Below are 23,277 nucleotides of genomic sequence, written 5' to 3' on the forward strand. Positions count from 1 at the left end.
ACCCGTGTAAAAGAAAAAAGCATTTATGTCATCACAAACATCTCTGCCCCCATCCGCCGATCTTCCTCCCGCCGTGCAAGAAGACGAAATCGATTTGGTAGATATTCTTCGCCGCCTGTGGCTCAAACGCCGTTTCATCCTGTGGGTGACGGGAGCCTTTTTATTACTCGGCGTGTTTATCGCCCTCTTTTCGCCGGTGAAGTACACCGCTTCGTGCACCGTGGTGCCTCAAAGCGGCAAAGACGGATCGGGCGGTAATTTGGGAGGCATCGCCGCCATGATGGGCGTGAATATGGGCGGCATGGGCAGCAGCGAAACGCTTTCGCCCACGGTATATCCGCAAATCATCAAAAGCGTTCCCTTTACGCGGGAGATCATGCAAACCCCCATCCGGGTCGAAAAGTCGGGCGGAAAATCCATTTCGCTCTACGACTATTATACCGACAAACAGTATCAATCGTTCAATCTTTTGGACGGCATAAAACGATATACCATCGGCTTGCCGGGTTTGCTGATCGGGGCGATGCGCGGTACTTCCGTCCAAGAGGCTTCTACCGATAGCGTTTCAACGATGCTGGCCCTTACAGACGAAGAAGAACGCGTATATAAAACCATTCAAAGTTCGTTGACGCAAAATTTCAATCAAAAAGACGGATATCTGACGCTTGAGTATTCTTTTCCCGAAGCGGAAGGAGCGGCGCAAATCACCGATCAAGTCCGCAAAACATTGGGAAAGTATGTGATGTCGTTCAAGTCGGAAAAAGCCGAAGACAACCTCGCCTTTGTGGAACAGAGTTACGAGGATGCCCGGAAAGACTTTCTGGAGAAGCAAAGCCGCTTGGCTTCTTTCCGTGATGCCAATCGCGGACTGACTACCGCCACGGCGCAAGCTACCGAACAACGCTTGCGCAGCGAATATGACCTGGCTTTTAGCGTGTATAGCGAGTTGGCCAAACAACGCGAGCAAGCCAAACTGTCGGTCAAGGAAACCAAGCCGGTACTGACGGTGATTGAACCGGTGGTCGTGCCGTCGCAAAAAAGTGCTCCTCGACGGGGAATAATTCTGATAGGTTGCCTCTTTTTAGGATTCATCATTGGTTGCGGGTGGGTGTTTCTACAACCCTTCCTCAAAGATATTCGAAAAGAAATAAGAGAAGAAGATAAGCCTTCGGCGATAGTTTGAAGATAACGCTTTGCGGATAGACGGGAGGTTGAGGTTGGATTTCAAAGAGATGAAATTTTTATTATCACCAAGTTAGATAGAGAAAATCAAAAGTTGGAACTAAGCTCGTTCAAAAAAGTGACTAAGCCTGAAAAAATATAAGCCGCTTATAATAAAGACATTCAAGAGGGAGCATAAGCTATTGACAGTGAAAAAATGACGAAGTTGTCATTAAGCTTTGCACAAAAAGTCACTATGCTGCCGGATAAGAAGCTTCAACATACGGAGGAATTAGGATCTTAGCTTAGAAACTGTTTTGAATTTTATTTGGTTATGTCAAAAGCACCTTTTAATTTTGCGAACTGAGCATTGAAATAAATCCAATGAATAGTCCTCTGTCAGTTATTTGAGCCGGAGTGTCGACATAGAAGGGCGCACGTATGCTTATCGAAAAATAAGCGACCGAGGAATGTTGAACGGCTTGGGCGAATTGATGGATGAAGAAATGAAGAATTCCGAAAATATGAATGTGTATATACGTTACGGGATAGAAAAATCGCATGAAACAGGAGTAGATGGGCTATGTTATAAATTATTTTTTCCAAAACGAAAGGATGTATGAAAATAACAAATGAACAAGCGGAATACTTGTTGACGCTACCCAAAAAGGTCGTTGAAAATAACACGCTTCTGGATGAATTGACCATTGAACAACAATACCCTTTTCATGATCGTTTTGAGTTAGTGTCCGAAAGAGATGATGACTTTTCTTTTTTATGGGAAATTAAACAAAGTAAGAAAAACAGTATCCGGATTAGTTTGCATTGTCAGGAAGATGATAGTAAAACAGGATTGCTTCGAGTTGATTATAATGGTGGACACACCAATCCTATGGAAGTGACGGAGTTTGTTCCGGAGAAATTCCGCCCTTATGCCGGAAAAAGCTTTTCAGTAAATGAGCATCACATTCATTATCATGTGGAGGGTTATAGCAGTCTTGCATGGGCGATTCCTTTATCCGTGGATGAATTCGCAATTAAAGAGATAAAGCAAGGCCCGGATTTTAATCACACCTTTGCGGAAACAATAAAATTATTCGCAAAGACGATTCATATAGAAACAGCGATTGCAGTAAATATATTGCTATTATGAATTGGATAGACAACAGCATCAAAGAATATTACGATTGGCTTCGTGAAAAAACAATCGTAACGGTTGATGAACAAACGGGATGGAGTGAGATTACCACACCATTTCAGGGATTGTTCAATGACAACATTCAACTATATGCAAAATTGGAAGACGGCAAGTTGATTCTTTCCGATGACGGATTAACACTCGCCAACCTGGAACTTGCCGGCTCTCCGGTTCTGCGTTCTCCGAAGCGGAAAGAATGGATGGATATGATTTTTTTGAACTATGGCATAACCTTGCGGGATAACGAATTGGTAGCAATCGGAACGGTGAAAGAATTTAATCAAAAAAAACTCAATCTGCTAAGCGCTATATCCGAAATTTCCGATATGGCTATGTTAGCCAAGCATACCGTATCTTCCCTTTTTAAGGAAGATGTAAAAGCCTATCTGGAGGAACAGAATGCGATTTATACCCCCCATTTTATAGCAAAGGGATCTACGGGCATCGAGTTCACTTTCGATTTTCAGATAGCCGGCCGCCAAAAAGAATTAGTCATTAAATGTTTCAATTCTTTGAATAAAATGAATGTACCCAATTTCTTGTTTGCTTGGGATGACATAAAACCGGCTCGGGAAAAAATCTCAGGTAAGGTGTTGAGAGGATTGGCCATCGTCAATGATACGGATAAGGATATTAAAAAAGAATATCTGGACGCCTTGGAAAGCAAGGGCGCCGATTATATTCTTTGGGAGCAACGCCATCAACCGGAAATGGAGAAAAAACTGGTAGCTTAACGAGCATCACTCATCATTATTATGGATATTGAGACAATTCTACAACATATGGAAAAAGAGCGGCTCGAATCGTTCCTGATTGCGCATGCAAAGAAGCATCCGGAGTTTCTCCGGGAGCTCGAACAGCAAGCATTGCCGAAAAAAAAGAAAAGAGCAAAGGTCGATTATAAGGAGGAGGTAAAAAGATGTCTCTCTTCTTCGCAATACGACGGTTACCTTGACCGCTACGGACATTCGATGCGCGAAAGTTCGGTGGCTGACGAGTTATATGATTTGACGGAGAAAGCGCGGTTTTTCGCCAAAGAGGGTTCTTTCGAAGATGCATTGGATATCCTGCTCTCCATCATGGAAGAAGTGGCCGCCTCGTACGAAGAATATGAAGATTACGACGGCGAGCTGGCCGCCGCTTGCCAAGAGGCATCGTCGGTGCTGGAGGAGATGCTTCACTATGATATCCCGCCGGTACTGATGGAGTTGTTGATCGCCCGGCTCGGACGATTGATCGCCGATGACCGGTTTGAAAATTACAGCCTCGCCGATATCAACGGACTATTATTCGCCGACACGCTCAAATCGTCCCGTACGGCAGATGCACTGGCTTTGCTCGATGCGGCTTTGGCCCGGGAGCCTGATTCTTTCCGTACCGATTCGTTGGTGAAGACCAAGCTCGAATTGCTGAAGAACGACGGGCGTACGGAAGAATACGAACAAACCCTCGACGCGTATCTGTATCTTCCCGCAATCAGGCATATCCGTTTGGATGCCTTGTTGCAGGCCGAAGCCTATCCCGAAGCTCTCCGCCTGGTAGACGGAGGCATCGCCGTGGCGGAAACGAAAAGAAATCCCGGAACCGTAGCGGCTTGGAAAGAAGTTGAATTGCGTATTTACAGGCAAGCCGGCGACCGGGAAAACAGCATCTCTTCGGCGGAAGAATTGTTTGCGGTCGGTCGTAATGCCATGGACTATTACGAAATCCTGAAAGAATTGATTCCGCCGGCCCAATGGCCCGTTTACCTCGACAGGCTGCTCAACCGGAAGAGCTCCGGCTTTTATGATACCGTATATCCCCGCATTTACATCCGGGAGGAATATTGGGGCAGGCTCATGGATTGGGTGGAACAGCATACCGGCCTGAGGAACAAATACGATTCGGCGGTAGAGTACGAACCTTATCTACGGGCGCATTATCCCGAGCGCTTAATGGAAATGTATCGTTCACGGCTCATCGGCTATGCGCAAGACAACATGGGGCGGGAGCATTACCGTTTTATTGCGCAGATACTCAAAAAAATGCAAGCTTCTCCCGGAGGAAGCAAGACGGTTACCGCTTTGGTGGACAATTTCAGGGAAACGTATGCCAGCCGTCGGGCGATGATAGAGGAGTTGAGCGGATTTTAATGGAGGTTAGAGGTTGGAGATTGTAAGTTGGAGAAAAAATGGGCCCGGGGCTATAGTTTAAAGATAGCCCTTCGCGGATAATGGCTAAAGCTGATAGATGAAAGATTGATAGGAGATTGTTGAGAGAATTGAGTATCTTTGTGCAAATTTGAGACAAACTTGGAGTTTATGAAAGGAATCGTATTGGCCGGCGGATCGGGGACTCGATTATACCCGATTACGAAAGGGGTCAGCAAGCAAATGTTGCCCGTGTATGATAAACCGATGATTTATTATCCCATATCCACGCTCTTCTTAGCCGGTATACGGGATATCCTCATTATCTCCACTCCTGAAGATTTACCCGGCTTTAAACGGTTGTTGGGCAACGGGAACGATTATGGGGTGCGTTTTGAATACGCCGAGCAACCCAGTCCCGACGGATTGGCGCAAGCTTTCATCATCGGCGAACAATTTGTCGGCAATAACCCGGCTTGTCTGGTGTTAGGCGATAACATCTTCTACGGACAGGGATTCAGCACGATGCTTGATACTGCTGTTCAGGATGCGGAGCAAGGCTTGGCTACCGTTTTCGGCTATTATGTGAATGATCCGCAGCGATACGGAGTCGTGGATTTCGATAAAAGTGGAAAGGCGCTTTCGATCGAAGAAAAACCGGCGAACCCAAAATCCAATTACGCCGTAGTGGGACTGTATTTCTATCCCAATAAAGTTGTAGAAGTTGCAAAGAATATCAAACCCTCCGCCCGGGGAGAATTGGAAATCACCACCGTCAATCAACAGTTTTTAAGAGACGGTGAGTTGAAGGTGCAATTGCTTGGGCGGGGATTCGCGTGGTTGGATACCGGCACCCACGAATCGTTGTCGGAGGCTTCCACGTTTGTGGAAGTCATCGAAAAACGGCAAGGACTCAAAATCGCCTGTCTGGAAGAGATTGCGTATCGGAAGGGGTGGATTACCGAAGAACGCATTGACTTGTTGGCTCAACCGATGAAAAAGAATCAATACGGACAATACCTGTTGGAGTTGATAAAAAAATAAATTTTTAGATATGAATGTTATACAGACGGAAATAGACGGCGTTGTTATCATTGAACCTAATGTATTCGGAGATGATCGAGGGAATTTCTTTGAATCGTTTTCGGAAAAGGTTTTTCGAGAAAACGTATGTAATACGCGATTTATACAGGATAATGAATCTAAGTCTCGGTATGGCGTGTTAAGAGGATTACATTTTCAAAAAGGAGAATTTGCGCAATCCAAACTGGTCCGGGTTGTAAACGGCCGTGTATTGGATGTCGCCGTGGATATTCGAAAAGGCTCCCCTACTTTTGGTCGTCACGTTGCCGTAGAATTGACAGGAGAGAATAAACGACAGTTTTTTGTGCCTCGTGGATTTGCGCACGGTTTTGTCGTATTGAGCGATGAAGCCGTTTTTCAATATAAATGTGATAATTATTATGCTCCCCAGGAAGAAGGAGCCATTGCGTGGAATGATCCGGATTTAGCCATAGATTGGAAAGTACGTCCGGAAGAAATCCTTTTATCGGAAAAAGATCAAAAGCATCCTTTGCTGAAAGATGCTCCTTACTTATTCGATTTTCAAACAAACTATTATGGATAAAATATTGGTGACCGGCGCACACGGTCAGTTAGGTCGTGAAATTCATCAATTAGCCGCGAATAGTAAGCAAGCTTATTTTTTTACGGATGTCGACGAACTGGATATTACCGACCAAAGGGCTGTTGACACTTTTGTGGAATGCAACAAAATCGATGTGATTATTAATTGCGCTGCTTATACGGCGGTGGATAAAGCGGAAGATCATGAAGCGGCAGCCGAGTTGATTAATCACACGGCGGTTTCGTATTTGGCGGAAGCCGCAGCCAAGCATCATGCGACCCTCATTCACATTTCTACCGATTATGTGTTTCAGGGCGATCAAAATATCCCCTATAAAGAAGAGGATTCCACGAACCCTTTAGGTGTGTATGGATGGACGAAGCTCGGGGGCGAGAAAGCCATTGCGGCTTCGGGATGCCGGGCGCTCATCTTCCGCACAGCATGGCTCTATTCCGAATTCGGGAATAATTTTGTAAAAACCATGCTACGGTTGACGGCCGAAAAAGATCGGTTGAACGTCGTATTCGACCAGGTCGGTACGCCGACGTATGCGGCTGATTTGGCCAAAATAATTTATGATGCGGTAGAAGCTAAGCAATACATAGGCAAGGAAGGTCTATATCACTTTTCCAATGAAGGCGTCTGCTCGTGGTACGACTTCGCCCACGCTATCGCCGGAATAGCCGGACATATGCAATGCGATATCCGGCCCTGTCATTCCGATGAATTTCCATCGAAAGTAAAAAGGCCTTCATTTTCGGTATTGGATAAGGCGAAAGTGAAAAACATATTCGGTATCCAAATTCCTCATTGGCGCGATTCTCTTATTCGATGCATTGCCCGATTAAATAAATAAAAGTAATCCTATAAATTCTACATAAAAATGATTCAGCAATTCAAACGAAATATTTTGATCACCGGTGGAGCCGGCTTTATCGGATCACATGTGGTACGGCTTTTTGTGAATAAATATCCCGATTATCATATCGTCAATCTGGATAAACTCACGTACGCGGGTAACCTGGCAAACTTAACGGATGTAGAAAATAGCCCGAATTATACGTTTGTTAAGGCCGACATCTGCGATTATAACCGGATGGTTGAAGTCTTCGGGCAGTTTCATATTGATGGGGTTATCCATTTAGCAGCCGAAAGCCATGTAGACCGATCCATTAAAGACCCGTTCTCTTTTGCTCAGACCAACGTTATGGGGACACTCAATCTGTTGCAAGCTGCTAAGCAAGCTTGGAAAGAGGATTATTCGAACAAATTGTTCTATCATATTTCCACCGATGAAGTATATGGTGCGTTAGATTTTGATGGTACACTCTTTACCGAAGAAACCCGTTACGATCCGCACTCGCCCTATTCCGCGAGTAAAGCATCCAGCGACCATTTCGTTCGTGCCTATCACGACACTTACGGATTACCCATGGTTATCTCCAACTGCTCCAACAATTACGGTCCTTATCAGTTCCCAGAGAAGTTGATTCCGTTATTTATCAACAATATTTGTCACGGCAAACCGCTGCCGGTATACGGAAAAGGAGAAAATGTCAGGGACTGGCTCTATGTGGAAGACCATGTGCGAGCCATTGATGTCATTTTTCATCAAGGCACCATTGGAGAAACGTACAATATCGGCGGTTTTAATGAGTGGAAGAATATCGATTTGATTAAAGTGATGATTAAAACGGTAGATCGTATACTCGGAAATCCGGAAAGAACATCCGATCATCTCATCACCTACGTTACCGACCGTGCAGGACATGATTTTAGATACGCGATTGATGCTTCGAAGTTAAAAAATGAACTTAACTGGAAACCTTCGTTACAATTCGAGGATGGTATTGAAAAAACCATTCATTGGTATCTAGATCATCAGACATGGATGGATGATATAACCACTGGTGCATATCAAAAATATTAACTGAAGTTTTACAAGTCAAGTCTTACGAATACCTCTAAATTTTTCGAATTACAATATTGGGAGAGTTTTTTAATTAAGTTAGATAGTAGTTGTTCGTCGCAACATAATGCATGCGAGCCTGACTTTGCTCACATGGCTTAACGCTTGTAATGACCGAATACCATATTATAAATATCGAAATGTCATTGATTTAGTTGTATGATGTTACAATAGATATGTGAAAGTTGAATATCAATAGTACAGTGTAAGTTTTTGACTCTCTTTATTAATGTCTTATGAAGTCTATAGGTAAAAATCTTATTTATACGATTATTCTTAATGTTGTCAATGTCTTATATCCAATTCTGACATTTCCCTACGTCTCGCGCTTATTAGGGCCTAGTGGTGTTGGTCTTGTTCAGTTTATTACAACATTTGCACTTTATTTTGCTTTAGTAGCTTCATTGGGACTTCCAATATATGGGATACGTGAAATCTCGAAATCCAAGAATGATAAAAGAGCGCTAAGTAAGACTTTTTCAGAACTCATTATTCTTTCGTTGATAAGTAATGTAGTCGTTTTATGTATATATTTAGCTGTTATAAAGCATTCTTATTTTGAAAAAGACTATACTTTTTATTTGGTGAGTTCTCTAATTGTATTTTTTAATGGTATTAGTATAGAGTGGTTTTATCAAGGTATAGAGAAGTTTAAGCTTATTGCTGTTCGATCTGCAGTTGTAAAGCTAGTTGCCATAATTGGGTTATTCTTGTTTGTTAATTCTTCTCAGGATGTTTTTAATTATATGCTAATGAGTATTTTGGCTATAATTGGAAATTCAATTATTAATCTTTTTTTAGTTGTAAAGTATGTTAGATTTGATTTTAGACACATTAGTGTACAGCGTCATTTAAAGCCTATTTTTTTTGTTTTTTTTTATTGTTTAGCAACAAGTATGTATACAATGCTTGATACTATTTTTTTAGGTGTTATGACTAATAGTGCTTATGTGGGATATTATTCTGCTGGAGTAAAATTAACGAAAGTATTCATTCCTTTCATAACAGCGATTGGAATATCTCTACTGCCTCAGTCTTCAAAAGCTTTTCATGAAAAAGACTCGGATTCTTTTTATTCTTTTGCTAACTACTCCTTTAATTATATAATATCGTTCGCTGTACCGATTTGTTTTGGTTTACTTTTATTTTCTAAAGAATTGCTCATTGTTTTTTCAGGAGAGAAATTTTATGAAGGCGTTGTCATAATGCAGGTTTTGTCATTTCTTCCACTTGTAATAGGACTGGGCCATCTTTTCGGAGTTCAGATTCTTATTAGTGCAGGAAAAGACAAAGAAATTTTGACATGTGTTTTGCTTGGAATGATCGTTAATATATTATTAAATGTTTGGTTGATTCCCCAACTCAAACATGTGGGGGCAGCTATTGCGAATATTTCATGTGAAATTGTCATTACTATTTTGTATATTTATTTTGTGAAGAAAAACTTTGAATTGAAGAAGATAATAGACCTGCCTACTTTTTATAAAGCGCTAATTTCGTCTCTACCTTTTGTGTTTATTTATTTTTTAGTCTCTTTTTTTTCAGGAAGTTATATATTGACAATTGTATTGGGCGTTCCTTTATGCGCCATTACTTACTTCTTCTTCCAATTTTTTATATTGAAGAACAGCGTACTTATTCATTATTTGCGATCTATTTTTAAACATAAACCGATGATAAAGAATGAAAGATAAAATTAATAAAATATCAGTCGTAATGGCTACTTATAATGGAGAAAAATTTCTTCGTCAACAATTAAACTCAATTCTTAGCCAAAGTTATCCTGTTGATGAATTAGTCGTAGTAGATGACCATTCAACTGATAGTACCTTATATATACTAGAAGAGTACCTTAAGTCGAATCAGGGAATCATGAAAATCTTTCAAAACAAAGAAAATAAAGGATTTATATATACTTTTAAGAAAGCACTAAGATTCTCATCAAATAATTATATTGCTTTTAGTGATCAAGATGATGTTTGGGAATATAATAAGATAGAAAGTCAAATGGACGAAATCACCAAAGTAGAAAATGGTCGATTCGATATTCCCATTGTCTGTTTTCATGACTTGAAGCTGATCAATAAAGATGGTGTTTTAAGCGATACTTTATCATTTTGGTGCTCGAAGAAGATTCAAATACGACATGCCTCATTAAAATCGGTTTTATTGAAAAATGTTATAACTGGGTGCACTATGTTGATAAATAAACAAATGAAGGACGAAGTACTCAAGATGCCTAGTTGTGAAATTTTATTCCATGACCATTGGATCGCTTTGATTGCATATGGATTTGGTGTTGCAATACCCTTAAATAATACACTCATAAAATATAGAAGTCACACAAATAGCGTCACGGATAAAAAATCCTTAAAAGTTTCAGAAAAACTTTTTTTAGCAATCAATCGGTTATTGCATAAAGATGAGAGTTATCTAAAAGAGAACTTTGAACAAGTTCGTGTTTATAGGCAGTGTTATTTAGATCAAATACCTGAAGGAGCTCGAAAAACAATAGACTCTTTTTTAAGTTTAGAGAACAAAAGCTATTATCATAAGCTTTTTTATCAATTTGAATTCAATAAAATTTTATAAATTCATGGTTTCAGTATGTTTAGCATCATATAATGGTGAGAGGTTTATAAAAGAGCAGATCGAATCTATTCTTTCAGAGTTATTACCTGAGGATGAACTTTTAATTTCTGACGATGGAAGTTCAGATAAAACAATGCAGATAATCAACGATCTGAAAGACAGCAGAGTTAAAGTGTACCACAATGAATTCAAAAATCATATAAAGAATTTTGAGTTCTTGCTTAATAAGGTCTCGGGTGAATATATTTTTTTATCAGATCAAGACGATGTCTGGATAGCTGGTAAAGTAAGAATATGCTTATCTCATTTACAAACCTACGATCTGGTATTATCTAACTGTATTTTAATTGACGGAAATGACAACATAATCGAAGAATCTTATTTTCAGAAACTGCCAAAGACCGGTTTTTTTCGAACATTTTATAAAAATATTTATACAGGTTGTTGTCTTGCTTTTAATAGGAAAATTTTGAAGTATTGTTTACCGTTTCCGGATAGGCTCAATTCTCATGATATGTGGATTGGGATGATTGCAGAATTAAAAGGAAAACCAATTGTTATTAAAGATCGATTGATAAAATTTAGAAGGCATGGGGATAATTTTTCTTCATCTGTATCCGAAGATACATTCATTACTCATAAAAGTCCTTACACCTTTAAACAAATTGTAAGTGATAGATTATATATGTTGAAGCATTTAATAAAAGTTTTACATGTCGGTAAATAAGATAAAATTTACAAATAAACTCTTTATTATTTTCTTCTTTTGTTTAAGTATGGCAAGTTTGCCCACTCATGAGAGTAATTCGGGAGAAACAACATATCAGTATTTAATTATACTGATATATTCCATTTTTGCTTTATCAATGACAATTATTAATTCCAATAATGTAATTAGAGAAAGATTATCAATAAGATATATAGATTTTATACCATTAATATTTATTTGTGTATGGATATACGGGGTTTTCATAGGGTTATTGAGAGATATTCCTAATAAATATGTTTTTAGAAACTTTGCAGGAATGTTTGTGTATTCCATTTATTATATTTTTGTACAGCAAAAATTATCTTTTGAGATCATTAAAAAGGCTTGTCTATTTACATCACTTTTAGGGATTCCCGTAATTTTCTATTATGTTTATTCAAATTTATCTTCTGGTGTTTTGGCTAATTTTATTATAGGAGAAAGAATGATTTTTTGTGGTTTGCAGTTAATCATTTTTATTCCGTTCTGTATTGCATTTGGACAGTTTTTCTTTCCCATAAACACTCAAGACACAAAGTTTTTCAAGAATAATTTTATAATTTTGCTTGTAGGAACGATCACTTTTTTTACAAGTGTTATTATGAGTTTTTCTAAGGGTATGATATTGAGCTCTATATCCGTCGTGTTTATAATCGTTATGACAAAAGTGCTGAAAAATTTTAATGTGAAAAACATATTATATGTTGGTATTTTCTTATTAATTATATCGGGTATGCTATATTATTTAGATCTTTTCAAATTATTAGGAGAGTTGTTTAGTGGTCAAGAAGTTTCTAACGCTACACGAAATGAACAGTCTACTTATATCATATCCGATCTTACTTTTTGGGGAAGAGGTCTAGGCGCTGGATTATCTGATTCCAATTATATAAGAGCTGATGATGCTCCTTATGCTTTTGAGTTGACTTATTTGAACTTAATTCATAAGTTTGGGGTGTTTTCCTTACCTTTATTCTTCTCATATATATATACATTCTTGCTTATTATAAGGGTCTTAGGAAAATCACAAAGAAAGAATTTTGTAGGTCTTTTGTGTTTAGGTTTAATGGTCTATGTTTTTCCCTCAATTGGTAATCCTTTTTTGTTTTCCCCATTATGCGTAACCTTACATTGCCTAACCCTGATAATATTAAAAAAGGAGTTATATGAAAAAAAACTGGCTGTTAATGCTCTCAAATAATATGATAATGAATAATTTTGTTTACATGCAAGTTCCAAAATAGACATCTTATTTCAACCCAAGTAAGTATTAAGAGCGGATGATGATAAAACGAGAAGAGAATGAGTTTAGTGATTGTCTGTGTAATGAGAAGTGAACATCAGAATTAGTTTAATAAAAATGAATCAGATATTGTTTATAGTTTTTTTTTCGTTTATAACTTGTGAATTTATGTTCTCCCAACATTTGAACTCAATAATTACTCTATCAGACAAAAGTACAGGGGAAGTCACAAATTACAAACAAACCAATAAGTGGCTTGATAGTACAAAGATGAAAGACTCTAAAGTAGACGGCATTATTTATATAAAACAGAAAGGATTGTATTATAGACGAATCTTCAATGACAGAATCAATATTAAATGGTTCACAGCAAAAGGAGATGGAATATTCGATGATGCCAATGCATTTATTTCTGCTTTAAAAATAATTAAGGCCTTCGGAGGTGGAGTTTTATATATCCCTAAAGGTAATTATAAAATTACCCGTCCACTATATGTTGATTTTGACAATTTAATCATACAAGGGGATGGTTCTAAAAATAGTGTTTTACACATTAATCATAATGGAATAGGTCTATCTTATAAAAGTAAAATTCCGGATTTATCAACTGCGCGATTCAATATTTATGGTATTTCTCTACTTAATAAAGTAAATAAGTCCAATTTACCATCGGATAAAATGCAGGGTATCGGAATTCACTGTCAGGAAATGCATTCTTCAGATTGGAGAGATGTTTATATAGAGAACTTTTTAGATGGACTTATTTTAGAAGAGTCATTTTTAAATATTTTTACAAATTATTTTTCTCAATCAAATTGGCGAGGAATAAAGACTATTGGAGGTACAAATGGAAATACTTTTTATAATGGTGTGCAAAGAAACTCTTCAATTGATTTACGAGGTAAGGGCTCGGAGAAAAATACATTCATAAATATTGATATAGAACCTGCGAGTAATACTCAGTTTGTAGGAAATAATAATACTTTCCAGAATTGTCGATTTGAGAGGTTTAATTTATTACATGGTGATTTCAAAAAAGTTTGGTTTGTTCTTGGGTCAAATAATAAATTCATAAAATGTGATTGGCATTGGAATTGGGTGGACCAGCCACAAGAATATATGATGCAAGTATATGGTAGTGGTAATGAAATAGAAATATCGCAAACTAATACTACCCCAAAACTTATTTTCTTTAAACCCCAATCGAAAAATAATTTTTTAAAATATACAGGGAGTTTTAGCGATTTGGAGATTACAGGTTCTGTGAGATATTCTGCAAATTTCATAAAAGACTTAGGTGTAGCCAATAGAATATTATTTCATACGGACGTTGGTGATATAGAATATATAGGCTCCTTATATTATTCTGCCAAAGGAAATTTTTCTAATATTTTGGAGAAAAAATGGTACGAAGGAGCAGATATAAATGCAAAGACATTGATTTTATCAAATAGCGATATTGGAAGTCCTCTAAACTTATCCCCTCTTCACACAAAGAAGATAAAAGTGATTAATGATAGATTTGTAAGACGAATAAAATTACAAAATAAAATATCCGCCGATGGCATTAAAAAGTATTCAGCTAGCGCGTGGGTTTTTATACCACAAGAGTTTATAGGGCATTATGTTTCAATCTCTATAGTAGAGGGGCAATACATTCTATTGAATATTGATGATGATTGTAAGGGAAAATGGGTGCGGATAAATGGGTATGCATTACCCGATAAAAATAAAATCGTTCAATTTTGTATCGATACAGATGCAAAAAAAAATAGTTTTTTTTATTTTTCCATTCCTGTATTATCTGAAGGTTTAGGTGCTGTTCCTATAAATTATGATTGATTTCGAATTTGTATTTTTATTATAGGAAATCGTAAAGAATATGAAATAAATTTACTTTATACATGCAAAATAAAACACTTCTAATTACAGGCGGTACCGGCTCATTCGGTAACGCGGTATTAAATCGTTTCCTGAATACGGATATAAAAGAAATCCGTATTTTCAGTCGAGATGAAAAAAAGCAAGATGACATGCGTCACCGCTTGCAAAATCCCAAAGTAAAATATTATATCGGTGATGTGCGCGATAAGCGTAGTGTGGACAATGCCATGCTCGGTGTGGATTACATTTTCCATGCGGCGGCATTGAAACAGGTGCCTTCCTGCGAGTTTTTCCCAATCGAAGCGGTGAAAACAAACGTATTGGGCACGCAAAACGTATTGGATTCGGCAGCGCAGCACGGTGTAAAACGAATCATTGTATTAAGTACCGACAAAGCGGCGTATCCTATCAATGCGATGGGTATCAGCAAAGCGATGATGGAAAAGGTAGCGATTGCCAAGGCGCGCGCGTTGGGAGATCGTGAACCCGTCATCTGTTGCACCCGTTACGGAAACGTAATGGCTAGTCGAGGGTCGGTGATCCCTTTATGGGTGGATCAAATTAAAGCCGGTAAAGCGATTACCATTACCGATCCGAACATGACGCGCTATATGATGACGTTGGAAGATGCGGTAGATCTGGTATTATATGCTTTTGAACATGGGCATAGCGGTGATTTGTTTGTTCAGAAAGCTCCGGCAGCTACACTTACCGTGTTGGCTACAGCGTTAAAGGAAATCTACAAGACAGATACGGAAGTAAAGGTGATTGGTACGCGCCATGGCGAGAAACTCTATGAAACGTTGGTCACCCGTGAAGAGATGTTCAAGGCGGAGGATATGGGCAATTATTTCCGCATCCCGGCCGATAGCCGCGACTTGAACTACGATAAATTCTTTATCGAAGGGCAGGAGGATATCTCCAAAGTGGAGGATTATCATTCACACAATACCCGCCGTCTCAACATAGAGGAGATGAAAGAATTGCTTCTAAGATTGCCGGAAATAAGAGGCGATATGAAATAACTCGAAATGATATGAATATATTAATCACCGGTGCAAAAGGATTTATTGGAAAGAACCTCATCGCTGAACTAAAAAATATAAAAGAAGGAAAAGCCAAGACGTATGATTTGTCTTCCGAGTTGGAAATCTTTCCGTACGACATCGATACCGATCCTGCTTTATTGGATACCTATGCTCAAAAAGCCGACTTTGTCTTTCACTTGGCGGGAGTGAACCGTCCGAAGGAACAATTGGAATTTATGGAGGGAAACTTCGGCTTTACTTCGACATTATTAGACAAGTTGCAACACTACGGGAATACGTGTCCGATCATGATTTCTTCTTCTATCCAAGCCGCGTTGGATAATCCGTATGGGGTCTCCAAAAAAGCCGGAGAAGAGTTGCTGTTCGATTATTCCCGCAAAACCGGGGCGAAAGTGTATGTTTATCGTTTTCCGAATGTGTTCGGAAAATGGTGCCGACCGAATTACAATAGCGCCGTCGCTACTTTTTGCAATAATATTGCGCACGATTTGTCTATTCAGGTGAATGACCCGAAGGTGATCATGACGTTGGTATACATCGATGATGTGGTAAAGGAGTTGATTGCTGCTTTGGAAGGCAATGCGCATACCGAAGGTGCGTATGGCAAAGTGGAAACGGAACATGCGATTACCTTGGGCGAAATAGTTGAACGGATTTATTCGTTCAGGGATAGCCGTAAAAATTTGTTGGTGCCGGATTTCTCCGATGCGTTTACGAAAAAATTGTATTCGACTTATCTAAGTTATCTTCCCGAAGATGGCTTCTCTTATCCGCTCACGATGCATACCGATGAACGGGGATCGTTCACGGAGTTTTTGAAATCGCCCGACAGGGGACAGGTATCGATAAACATATCCAAGCCGGGCATCACAAAAGGAAATCATTGGCATCACACGAAGAATGAAAAGTTTTTGGTGGTAAGCGGCAAGGGAGTAATCCGTTTCCGCAAGCCGGACGAGGGCAATATAATTGAGTACTTTGTTTCGGGAGACAAACTGGAAGTCGTGGATATCCCCGTAGGTTATACGCACAATATTGAAAACTTGGGCGAAACCGATATGGTTACGGTGATGTGGGTAAACGAGATATTTGATCCTGAAAAGCCGGATACATTCTTCCTAGAAGTATAAAATCAAAAGAAGCGAGTACTATAGATAAATTCACAAGCGATGTCACAAAAAGGGAAAGAGCTAATCAAAGCGAAAGGGTTTAATATTGAGGTTATCACAAACGATTTTGTGAATGACTATATTTCTCTTACAGATATTGCAAGATATAAAAGTGATTAACCCAATGATGTGATTAAAAACTGGATGAGGAGTAAAGATACCATTGAGTTTTTAGGGCTATGGGAGTATTTGAATAACCCGAACTTTAAACCCGTCGAATTCGACGGGTTTAAGAAACAAGCAGGTTACAATTCTTTTACGCTGTCTCCTAAAAAATGGATCGAAAGTACTCAAGCTGTTGGTGTTATCTCTAAAGCCGGAAGAAATGGAGGAACTTTCGCTCACAAAGATATCGCGTTTGAATTTGCGTCATGGGTGTCAGCCGAATTCAAACTCTATATAATAAAGGATTATCAACGTTTAAAGCAAGATGAATCAAACAGGCTTTCTTTAGAGTGGAATGTGAAAAGGCAAATATCAAAATTGAATTATAAGATACATACAGACGCAATTAAAACTTATTTGATTACCAAAAAACTTTCAAAATTTCATCAAAGTTTGACGTATGCTTCTGAGGCAGATGTGCTCAATGTCGCATTATTCGGAATGACTGCAAAAGAGTGGCGTGAAAAGAATCCGACTTTAGAAGGGAACATAAGAGATTATGCTACGGTAAGTCAGTTATTAGTCCTGGCGAATATGGAAAGTTACAATGCAATACTTATTAAACAAGGTGTATCTCAACCAGAAAGATTGATTGTTTTAAATCAAATGGCTCTTGAACAAGGAAAGGTTTTAGAAGATAATGACCATCTCCGTTTAACATGATACGTTTTAATACAATTACGACTCAAAAACTTCAAATTAATAAGCAATGACGAATAACGAAATACAAATAGATAAATTGAAAGTCCTGACGGTTGTCGGTACCCGGCCGGAGATCATCCGCCTGGCATGCGTTCTACAAAAGTTGGATGCAAGCGAGGCAATAGAGCACGTGCTGGTGCATACCGGACAGAATTATGATTACGAGCTGAACGAGGTGTTTTTTGAAGACCTCGGCCTGCGCAAACCCGACTATTTCTTGAATGCCGCGGGTAAGAATGCAACGGAGACAGCGGGGCAAATCCTTATCAATATCGATCCGGTATTGGAAGAGGTTAAACCGGATGCGTTCTTAGTCCTGGGCGACACGAACTCGTGCCTTTGTGCCATCGCTGCCAAGAAACGGCATATCCCGATCTTCCACATGGAAGCCGGCAACCGTTGTTTCGACCAACGCGTGCCGGAAGAGAGCAACCGCAAGATTGTGGATCATACGGCGGATATCAATCTGACATATAGCGATATTGCACGAGAGTATTTATTGTCGGAAGGATTGCGCCCCGACCGGGTGATCAAAACGGGTAGTCCGATGTATGAGGTGCTGACGCAGTACTTACCGAAAATTGAAAAATCGGCGATTCTTGACGTGTTGAAACTGGAGAAAGGCAAATACTTTGTGGTCTCGGCGCATCGGGAAGAGAATATCGCTTCCGAGAAAAATTTCTTCAATTTAGTAAACATATTAAATACCGTAGCGGAGAAGTACGGATATCCCGTGATTGTTTCAACGCATCCTCGTACTCGTAAAATGATTGAGAAAAAAGGCGTAACTTTCCACGAAAACGTGCAGCTGATGAACCCGATGGGCTTAAGCGATTACAATAAATTGCAGATAAACGCCTTTGCCGTCTTGTCGGATAGTGGCACGATTTCGGAGGAATCATCCATTCTGAATTTCCGCGCCTTGAACATCCGCGAAGCGCATGAGCGTCCCGAAGCGATGGAGGAAGCATCGGTAATGATGGTCGGTCTGAATCCCGAACGGGTAATGCAAGGTTTAACGCAATTACAGTATCAGCAAACAGGTAAGGAACGAAATTTTCGCCCCGTAGCGGATTACAGCATGCCGAATGTGAGTGACAAGGTTGTGCGCATCATCATCTCTTATACGGATTACATTAAACGGGTTGTGTGGAGTGAGTAAAATGAATATTTTGTTTCTGACATTGGTCCGAATAACCGATATAGAAGAACGGGGTATTTACACGGATCTAATGCGAACATTTAGAGATAATGGGCATGAAGTGTTTATCGTTTGTCCTATGGAAAGGCGATATAAAGAAAAAACAACGTATACCACCCATCAAGGAAACGTGCATATTCTAAACGTAAAGACATTGAATGTCCAGAAAACGAACTTACTTGAGAAGGGTCTTGCCACTCTTTCGATAGAGCAACAGTATTACAGGGCCATCAAACGTCATATTAAGCATGTGACGTTTGATTTGGTTTTATATTCTACCCCGCCTATTACCTTTACAAAAATCGTAAAGAAGATAAAGCAGAGAGACGGGGCAACATCCTATTTGCTCTTGAAAGATATCTTTCCGCAAAATGCAGTGGATATAGGATTGATGAAAAAAGACGGTCCGATTTATCGTTTCTTCCGGAAAAAGGAACAAAGGCTCTATGCAATTTCGGATTATATCGGCTGCATGTCGCCGGCGAATGTGGAATTTTTGCTAAAACACAATCCGTTGCTTCCGCCAAACAAAGTAGAAGTGAATCCTAATTCGATACAACCGGTAAAGCTTGAATTTTCGGAGGACGAAAAACAACGGACGCGAAATAAATATGGCATTCCCTTAGACAAAAACACCTTTATTTACGGAGGAAATTTGGGCAAGCCGCAGGGATTAGCGTTCTTATTATCCGTGATGGCTTCCAATTCAAATAAAGAGGACCGTTTTTTTGTCGTTGTGGGAACCGGTACGGAGTATCCCATGATAGAAGCATGGTTTAAACGGTATGCACCCAAGAACGCCATGCTTTTACCCGGTCTGCCAAAGAAAGAATATGACCAATTAGTCCAGTCTTGTGATGTTGGATTGATCTTTTTAGACCCTCGTTTTACGATTCCTAATTATCCTTCGCGCTTATTGTCTTATTTGGAATACAAAATGCCGGTTTTGATGGCTACCGATAAAAATACCGACATTGGGCGGATCGCCGAAGAAAATGGTTACGGCCTTTGGTCGCTCAACGGAGATTTGCCGGGTTTTAATGCGACGTTGGATAAATTATGCCAAGATACTCATCTTGTTCAGGAAATGGGTGAAAGGGGGTATCGGTTTTTATGGAATAATTATACCGTGGATGCTTCATACAATATGGTAATGAAATATTTAAAAAGGAATTAATTAACCACTACCAATACATTTTTTAATAGATTTCTCATGTATAATAAATTAGCAAATGCCACCCTAAAAATAGTTTGTGGAAATAGTTCCGGATCAGGATTCCATTTTTGTGACAAACAAATTATTGTAACAAATTTTCATGTGATAAAGGAAGCTCTTTATGATAATTCTATAATTCTTCGTGCGTATACTGAAAATCATGAAGAATATAAATTAAAATTATTGTATTACTCGGATGAAATGAATTATGACTTTGCAATATTACATTCCATTGATAGTGTTTCAGAAGAAAGATGTGTGCTGAGGCCTAAATTGCAAGATCGAGTTCCAAGAGGTACGGATATTATTTTTTCCGGATATCCTCATGGAATAGACCATTTATTAGTACATAATGCTATTGTCTCAGGTTATCCAAATGAAAAAGCCTTTTATATTGATGGATCCGTAAATGGAGGTAATTCTGGTGGTCCAATTATTGACATATCGGATTTCTCAGTTATCGGGATTGTTACACAGAGACGTTTTCTTGGTTCTTCAGAGTTAAATTCTATTTCCGCTGAATCAAATAAACTGATAGAACACTGCAAGAGCATAGCAGGACGTGGAAGTGTTAGTATTATGGGTATAGATTTTAACTCACTAACTAATATGATCGGAAGATCTTTTGCAGTTTCTAATGCAATAATAGAGGCAAATGCCAATTCGGGTATCGGTATAGGGTTTAATATAAAATATGTTGCTGAAAAATATAAAGATATATATCGAATTCTGGGATCTAGCGCCTGATTATATTGGAGAAGGAAGTTAAATGATGCACTATCATGAAACATAAGATTATTTGACTAATTACAAAAAAAGGATTGGAAACTAAGAGACTCATCGTTTAACGGAAGGAAAAAAATTCAAAAAGGGGAAATTTATTATGAAATACTTCCAGAAGGAGGCGATATTTCCAATCAAAGTCAAAGAAGGCGCTACGAATAATCCGATGTGTGTGAAGCATTACTGAATATCTTCAACTGAGTGTTCTATTCCTAAAATTATCAATTAATTAATATGAAAATACTTAAAGACAGTCCCATTAAATCGTCACAAGCGGATTTATTTGGTCGCGGCCGTATTGTAGAAAGTATTGTGGAGACTGTAAAAAATCGAAGCAGAGAAGGTGGTGAGTGTTATACCATTGGTATTTATGGTAAATGGGGTGAGGGCAAAACTTCTTTACTGAATATGATTTGCGAAAAAATAGTCGGAGAAAATGACATCAAAATCATTCATTTTAATCCATGGTTGTTTAAAGATCAGGAATCTTTATTATTGGATTTCTTTAAAGCCTTGCAAAAAGGACAGATAAGTAGGGCATTCGTGAACAAAATAAAGCAATATGGCCCTTTGGTTTCCCTGGGGTTGTCAGGTTTGATGAATATTGCCATCCCCGGGGCGGGGGTTGGAACGACTTTGCATAACTCTTTTAAAGAGGTTACAAATGCGATATCGAATATCAATGTGGATATACGAGAATTAAAAAATGATTTGAATGAAAAAATAAAGCTCTCTAAAAAACATCTTCTGATTATGATTGATGATGTCGATCGGTTAGACAATGAAGAACTTCATGCGGTTTTTAAGCTGATCCGCCAAAATGCGGATTTTGTGAACACGACGTATATTATTGCGATGGATGTGGATATGGTAGCAAAATCGATTGGTCAGCGATTCGAGGATCGAAACGAACAATCGGGAAAGCACTTTTTGGAAAAGATCGTGCAAGTTCCTATTTATCTCCCTAAAATACAAAGCGCTCACCTGAATAAGTTTTTAGAATCTTGTTTATTCACACAGTTCCAGAAACTTTTTTCCTTGGGAACCATTAAAAGTACACCATCTTTGGAAGATTTAAAAGAGTTATTGTATCGCTATGTATTTCCGTTGTTTACAACCGTAAGAGAAGCGATTTTATATAGCAATTCCATTGCCTTTATCTTGCCCATGGTTTATCAAGAAGTGAACTTGGGCGATTTATGTTTATTGGAGGTTTTAAAATTATTTCATCCGAGCGCTTATAATACGATCAAGGCAAGTAGACATATACTAACAGGTAGCATGGAACTATCTGTGAGAGATATATTGGATTCTGAAGAAAAACGAAAAGAGAAAAATAATAACTTTATCGATGATTTGATGAAAAATGCCGACCCAAACAAGAAGCCTTATATTGATGCCTTGTTACAAGAACTTTTATACCCATTTATCTATTCCGGCACTAGCAATCGGGTGGAAATTAATAATAAAAAAAGAATCTGTTCTTCGGAGTATTTTAATAAGTATTTTTTATATGCGACGCCTGATGATATGATCTCAGATCAAGAGGCCGAATGTTTTATTAAAAAGTTGCCCACTATTGATGAGAGTGATATCCTCAAACAGTTTGAATTTTATTATAAACAATATGGATTCGACAATATACAGCGTGTTATTTACGATCAAATACTTTATCCGAAATACTCAAAAAACATCGATAATGCATGTATCGAAAAAATATGTATTGCTCTCGCTCGTTTATCTGTGAATAAATCTCGTACACAATATACTATGTATAATAGTAAGTTTCATATAGAGATGACAATATGCGAGATTATTGAAAGGTACGTCAATAATTTAAGTAATGAACAATATATGCCACAAATTATACCGGATTATTCAAAACAATTGGAAATTATTGAAAAGATTTTATCGGAAGGAACCTTGATACCTTTTCATTTATTTTTTGCAACTCATTTCTGCAATAGCTGTGGCAGTTATTACTCTACTCTACCCGAAATAGACGAAATTATATATCGGTTTATTAAGAGATATATCGAACAAAACGGCTTAGGATCATTATTCAGGTTGGGGCAGACGCCGACGACAGTATTATTTGGCATTTGGAAAAAAGTAAATCCTATAGAATATGCAAAAATAATAGACGACTATCTGTCAAATGGAGATGTTGATATGACTTTATTGATTCGTTCAATGATTTATAACTCACACAAAGAGTATTATGACAAATTTTGTGAACTTTTCAATTCGGGAATCGTGTATAACAAAGTAAAAGATATTCCTGTCAATAATATTCCCGATTATCATGCAAACGTTGGTTTTTTTATTCGCACTTATAAAAGCAGCCTGGCAGATGAACAAAAATAGGCTATTAGAGGAAAGAAATAGCATCTAAATAATGGAATTGTTTTTTTAATTCCGGATACATTAGTAACTTGCAG

General features: G+C 38.5%; 20 protein-coding genes and 1 pseudogene. All 21 read left to right on the forward strand.

Annotated features, from left to right (window positions below; translation table 11 throughout):
* The first annotated feature begins 25 nt into the window (after positions 1–25).
* The 21 genes and pseudogenes from ABNK31_RS01770 to ABNK31_RS01870 all read left to right on the forward strand — a co-directional run bounded on the left by ABNK31_RS01770 (position 26) and on the right by ABNK31_RS01870 (position 23,203).
* On the forward strand, positions 26–1,183 hold the full coding sequence (locus ABNK31_RS01770) for a Wzz/FepE/Etk N-terminal domain-containing protein (protein WP_418894040.1): 1,158 nt from the start codon (positions 26–28) through the stop codon (positions 1,181–1,183).
* A 385-nt stretch (positions 1,184–1,568) separates the two neighbouring features.
* Positions 1,569–1,784 (forward strand): hypothetical protein, encoded by a 216-nt coding sequence (locus tag ABNK31_RS01775; RefSeq protein ID WP_418894041.1) that lies wholly within the window; start codon positions 1,569–1,571, stop codon positions 1,782–1,784.
* Positions 1,781–2,314 carry a DUF6978 family protein gene (locus ABNK31_RS01780; protein ID WP_321579725.1) on the forward strand — a complete coding sequence of 178 codons (534 nt, stop codon included), beginning with the start codon at positions 1,781–1,783 and terminating at the stop codon, positions 2,312–2,314. The genes ABNK31_RS01775 and ABNK31_RS01780 overlap by 4 nt, the downstream gene beginning before the upstream one ends.
* Positions 2,311–3,093, forward strand: a complete 783-nt coding sequence (locus ABNK31_RS01785; protein WP_418894042.1) for a DUF1829 domain-containing protein — start codon at positions 2,311–2,313, stop codon at positions 3,091–3,093. Before ABNK31_RS01780 ends, ABNK31_RS01785 begins: the two co-directional genes overlap by 4 nt.
* 21 nt (positions 3,094–3,114) lie before the next feature.
* Positions 3,115–4,491, forward strand: a complete 1,377-nt coding sequence (locus ABNK31_RS01790; RefSeq protein ID WP_418894043.1) for a hypothetical protein — start codon at positions 3,115–3,117, stop codon at positions 4,489–4,491.
* 168 nt (positions 4,492–4,659) lie between these two features.
* The gene (rfbA, locus tag ABNK31_RS01795; RefSeq protein WP_418894044.1) at positions 4,660–5,532 is read left to right on the forward strand and encodes a glucose-1-phosphate thymidylyltransferase RfbA; all 873 of its coding nucleotides are present in this window, start codon (positions 4,660–4,662) and stop codon (positions 5,530–5,532) included.
* Between the two features lie 10 nt (positions 5,533–5,542).
* Positions 5,543–6,115, forward strand: coding sequence for a dTDP-4-dehydrorhamnose 3,5-epimerase (gene rfbC, locus ABNK31_RS01800; protein WP_418894045.1), 573 nt, complete (start codon positions 5,543–5,545; stop codon positions 6,113–6,115).
* Complete coding sequence (rfbD, locus tag ABNK31_RS01805; protein ID WP_418894046.1) at positions 6,108–6,971, forward strand: dTDP-4-dehydrorhamnose reductase; 864 nt, start codon at positions 6,108–6,110, stop codon at positions 6,969–6,971. The genes rfbC and rfbD overlap by 8 nt, the downstream gene beginning before the upstream one ends.
* A 27-nt stretch (positions 6,972–6,998) precedes the next feature.
* Positions 6,999–8,045 (forward strand): dTDP-glucose 4,6-dehydratase, encoded by a 1,047-nt coding sequence (rfbB, locus tag ABNK31_RS01810; protein WP_418894047.1) that lies wholly within the window; start codon positions 6,999–7,001, stop codon positions 8,043–8,045.
* Positions 8,046–8,320: 275 nt separating this feature from the next.
* Entirely contained in the window at positions 8,321–9,778 is a 1,458-nt protein-coding gene (locus ABNK31_RS01815; RefSeq protein ID WP_418894048.1) for a flippase, read from the forward strand.
* A complete protein-coding gene (locus ABNK31_RS01820; RefSeq protein WP_418894049.1) occupies positions 9,768–10,676 on the forward strand; it encodes a glycosyltransferase in 909 nt (302 codons plus the stop codon). Before ABNK31_RS01815 ends, ABNK31_RS01820 begins: the two co-directional genes overlap by 11 nt.
* Before the next feature lie 4 nt (positions 10,677–10,680).
* Positions 10,681–11,403 (forward strand): glycosyltransferase family 2 protein, encoded by a 723-nt coding sequence (locus ABNK31_RS01825; protein ID WP_418894050.1) that lies wholly within the window; start codon positions 10,681–10,683, stop codon positions 11,401–11,403.
* The gene (locus ABNK31_RS01830) at positions 11,390–12,625 is read left to right on the forward strand and encodes a hypothetical protein (RefSeq protein ID WP_418894051.1); all 1,236 of its coding nucleotides are present in this window, start codon (positions 11,390–11,392) and stop codon (positions 12,623–12,625) included. Before ABNK31_RS01825 ends, ABNK31_RS01830 begins: the two co-directional genes overlap by 14 nt.
* Positions 12,626–12,784: 159 nt before the next feature.
* Complete coding sequence (locus ABNK31_RS01835) at positions 12,785–14,509, forward strand: glycosyl hydrolase family 28-related protein (RefSeq protein ID WP_418894052.1); 1,725 nt, start codon at positions 12,785–12,787, stop codon at positions 14,507–14,509.
* Positions 14,510–14,571: 62 nt separating this feature from the next.
* Positions 14,572–15,576, forward strand: coding sequence for a polysaccharide biosynthesis protein (locus ABNK31_RS01840; protein WP_418894053.1), 1,005 nt, complete (start codon positions 14,572–14,574; stop codon positions 15,574–15,576).
* Positions 15,577–15,587: 11 nt separating this feature from the next.
* Positions 15,588–16,730 carry a capsular polysaccharide biosynthesis protein CapF gene (locus tag ABNK31_RS01845; protein ID WP_418894054.1) on the forward strand — a complete coding sequence of 381 codons (1,143 nt, stop codon included), beginning with the start codon at positions 15,588–15,590 and terminating at the stop codon, positions 16,728–16,730.
* Between the two features lie 39 nt (positions 16,731–16,769).
* Positions 16,770–17,597, forward strand: a pseudogene (locus ABNK31_RS01850) (KilA-N domain-containing protein).
* 46 nt (positions 17,598–17,643) lie between these two features.
* Positions 17,644–18,798 (forward strand): non-hydrolyzing UDP-N-acetylglucosamine 2-epimerase, encoded by a 1,155-nt coding sequence (wecB, locus tag ABNK31_RS01855; RefSeq protein ID WP_418894055.1) that lies wholly within the window; start codon positions 17,644–17,646, stop codon positions 18,796–18,798.
* Position 18,799: 1 nt separating this feature from the next.
* Entirely contained in the window at positions 18,800–20,014 is a 1,215-nt protein-coding gene (locus ABNK31_RS01860) for a glycosyltransferase family 4 protein (protein WP_418894056.1), read from the forward strand.
* A 36-nt stretch (positions 20,015–20,050) separates the two neighbouring features.
* On the forward strand, positions 20,051–20,800 hold the full coding sequence (locus ABNK31_RS01865; protein WP_418894057.1) for a S1 family peptidase: 750 nt from the start codon (positions 20,051–20,053) through the stop codon (positions 20,798–20,800).
* Between the two features lie 270 nt (positions 20,801–21,070).
* Entirely contained in the window at positions 21,071–23,203 is a 2,133-nt protein-coding gene (locus ABNK31_RS01870; RefSeq protein ID WP_418894058.1) for a KAP family P-loop NTPase fold protein, read from the forward strand.
* Positions 23,204–23,277: the final 74 nt, after the last annotated feature.

The organism is Limibacterium fermenti (genome assembly GCF_041902845.1).
GTDB classification, from domain to species: Bacteria; Bacteroidota; Bacteroidia; order Bacteroidales; family Dysgonomonadaceae; genus Limibacterium; species Limibacterium fermenti.

Coding starts and splice junctions, on each gene's coding strand:
- rfbB (WP_418894047.1), top strand. CDS start 6,999: ATGATTCAGCAATTCAAACGAAATATTTTGATCACCGGTGGAGCCGGC.
- rfbD (WP_418894046.1), top strand. CDS start 6,108: ATGGATAAAATATTGGTGACCGGCGCACACGGTCAGTTAGGTCGTGAA.
- rfbC (WP_418894045.1), top strand. CDS start 5,543: ATGAATGTTATACAGACGGAAATAGACGGCGTTGTTATCATTGAACCT.
- ABNK31_RS01785 (WP_418894042.1), top strand. CDS start 2,311: ATGAATTGGATAGACAACAGCATCAAAGAATATTACGATTGGCTTCGT.
- ABNK31_RS01860 (WP_418894056.1), top strand. CDS start 18,800: ATGAATATTTTGTTTCTGACATTGGTCCGAATAACCGATATAGAAGAA.
- ABNK31_RS01865 (WP_418894057.1), top strand. CDS start 20,051: ATGTATAATAAATTAGCAAATGCCACCCTAAAAATAGTTTGTGGAAAT.
- ABNK31_RS01825 (WP_418894050.1), top strand. CDS start 10,681: ATGGTTTCAGTATGTTTAGCATCATATAATGGTGAGAGGTTTATAAAA.
- ABNK31_RS01840 (WP_418894053.1), top strand. CDS start 14,572: ATGCAAAATAAAACACTTCTAATTACAGGCGGTACCGGCTCATTCGGT.
- ABNK31_RS01770 (WP_418894040.1), top strand. CDS start 26: ATGTCATCACAAACATCTCTGCCCCCATCCGCCGATCTTCCTCCCGCC.
- wecB (WP_418894055.1), top strand. CDS start 17,644: ATGACGAATAACGAAATACAAATAGATAAATTGAAAGTCCTGACGGTT.
- ABNK31_RS01790 (WP_418894043.1), top strand. CDS start 3,115: ATGGATATTGAGACAATTCTACAACATATGGAAAAAGAGCGGCTCGAA.
- ABNK31_RS01870 (WP_418894058.1), top strand. CDS start 21,071: ATGAAAATACTTAAAGACAGTCCCATTAAATCGTCACAAGCGGATTTA.
- ABNK31_RS01835 (WP_418894052.1), top strand. CDS start 12,785: ATGAATCAGATATTGTTTATAGTTTTTTTTTCGTTTATAACTTGTGAA.
- ABNK31_RS01845 (WP_418894054.1), top strand. CDS start 15,588: ATGAATATATTAATCACCGGTGCAAAAGGATTTATTGGAAAGAACCTC.
- ABNK31_RS01815 (WP_418894048.1), top strand. CDS start 8,321: ATGAAGTCTATAGGTAAAAATCTTATTTATACGATTATTCTTAATGTT.
- rfbA (WP_418894044.1), top strand. CDS start 4,660: ATGAAAGGAATCGTATTGGCCGGCGGATCGGGGACTCGATTATACCCG.
- ABNK31_RS01780 (WP_321579725.1), top strand. CDS start 1,781: ATGAAAATAACAAATGAACAAGCGGAATACTTGTTGACGCTACCCAAA.
- ABNK31_RS01820 (WP_418894049.1), top strand. CDS start 9,768: ATGAAAGATAAAATTAATAAAATATCAGTCGTAATGGCTACTTATAAT.
- ABNK31_RS01830 (WP_418894051.1), top strand. CDS start 11,390: ATGTCGGTAAATAAGATAAAATTTACAAATAAACTCTTTATTATTTTC.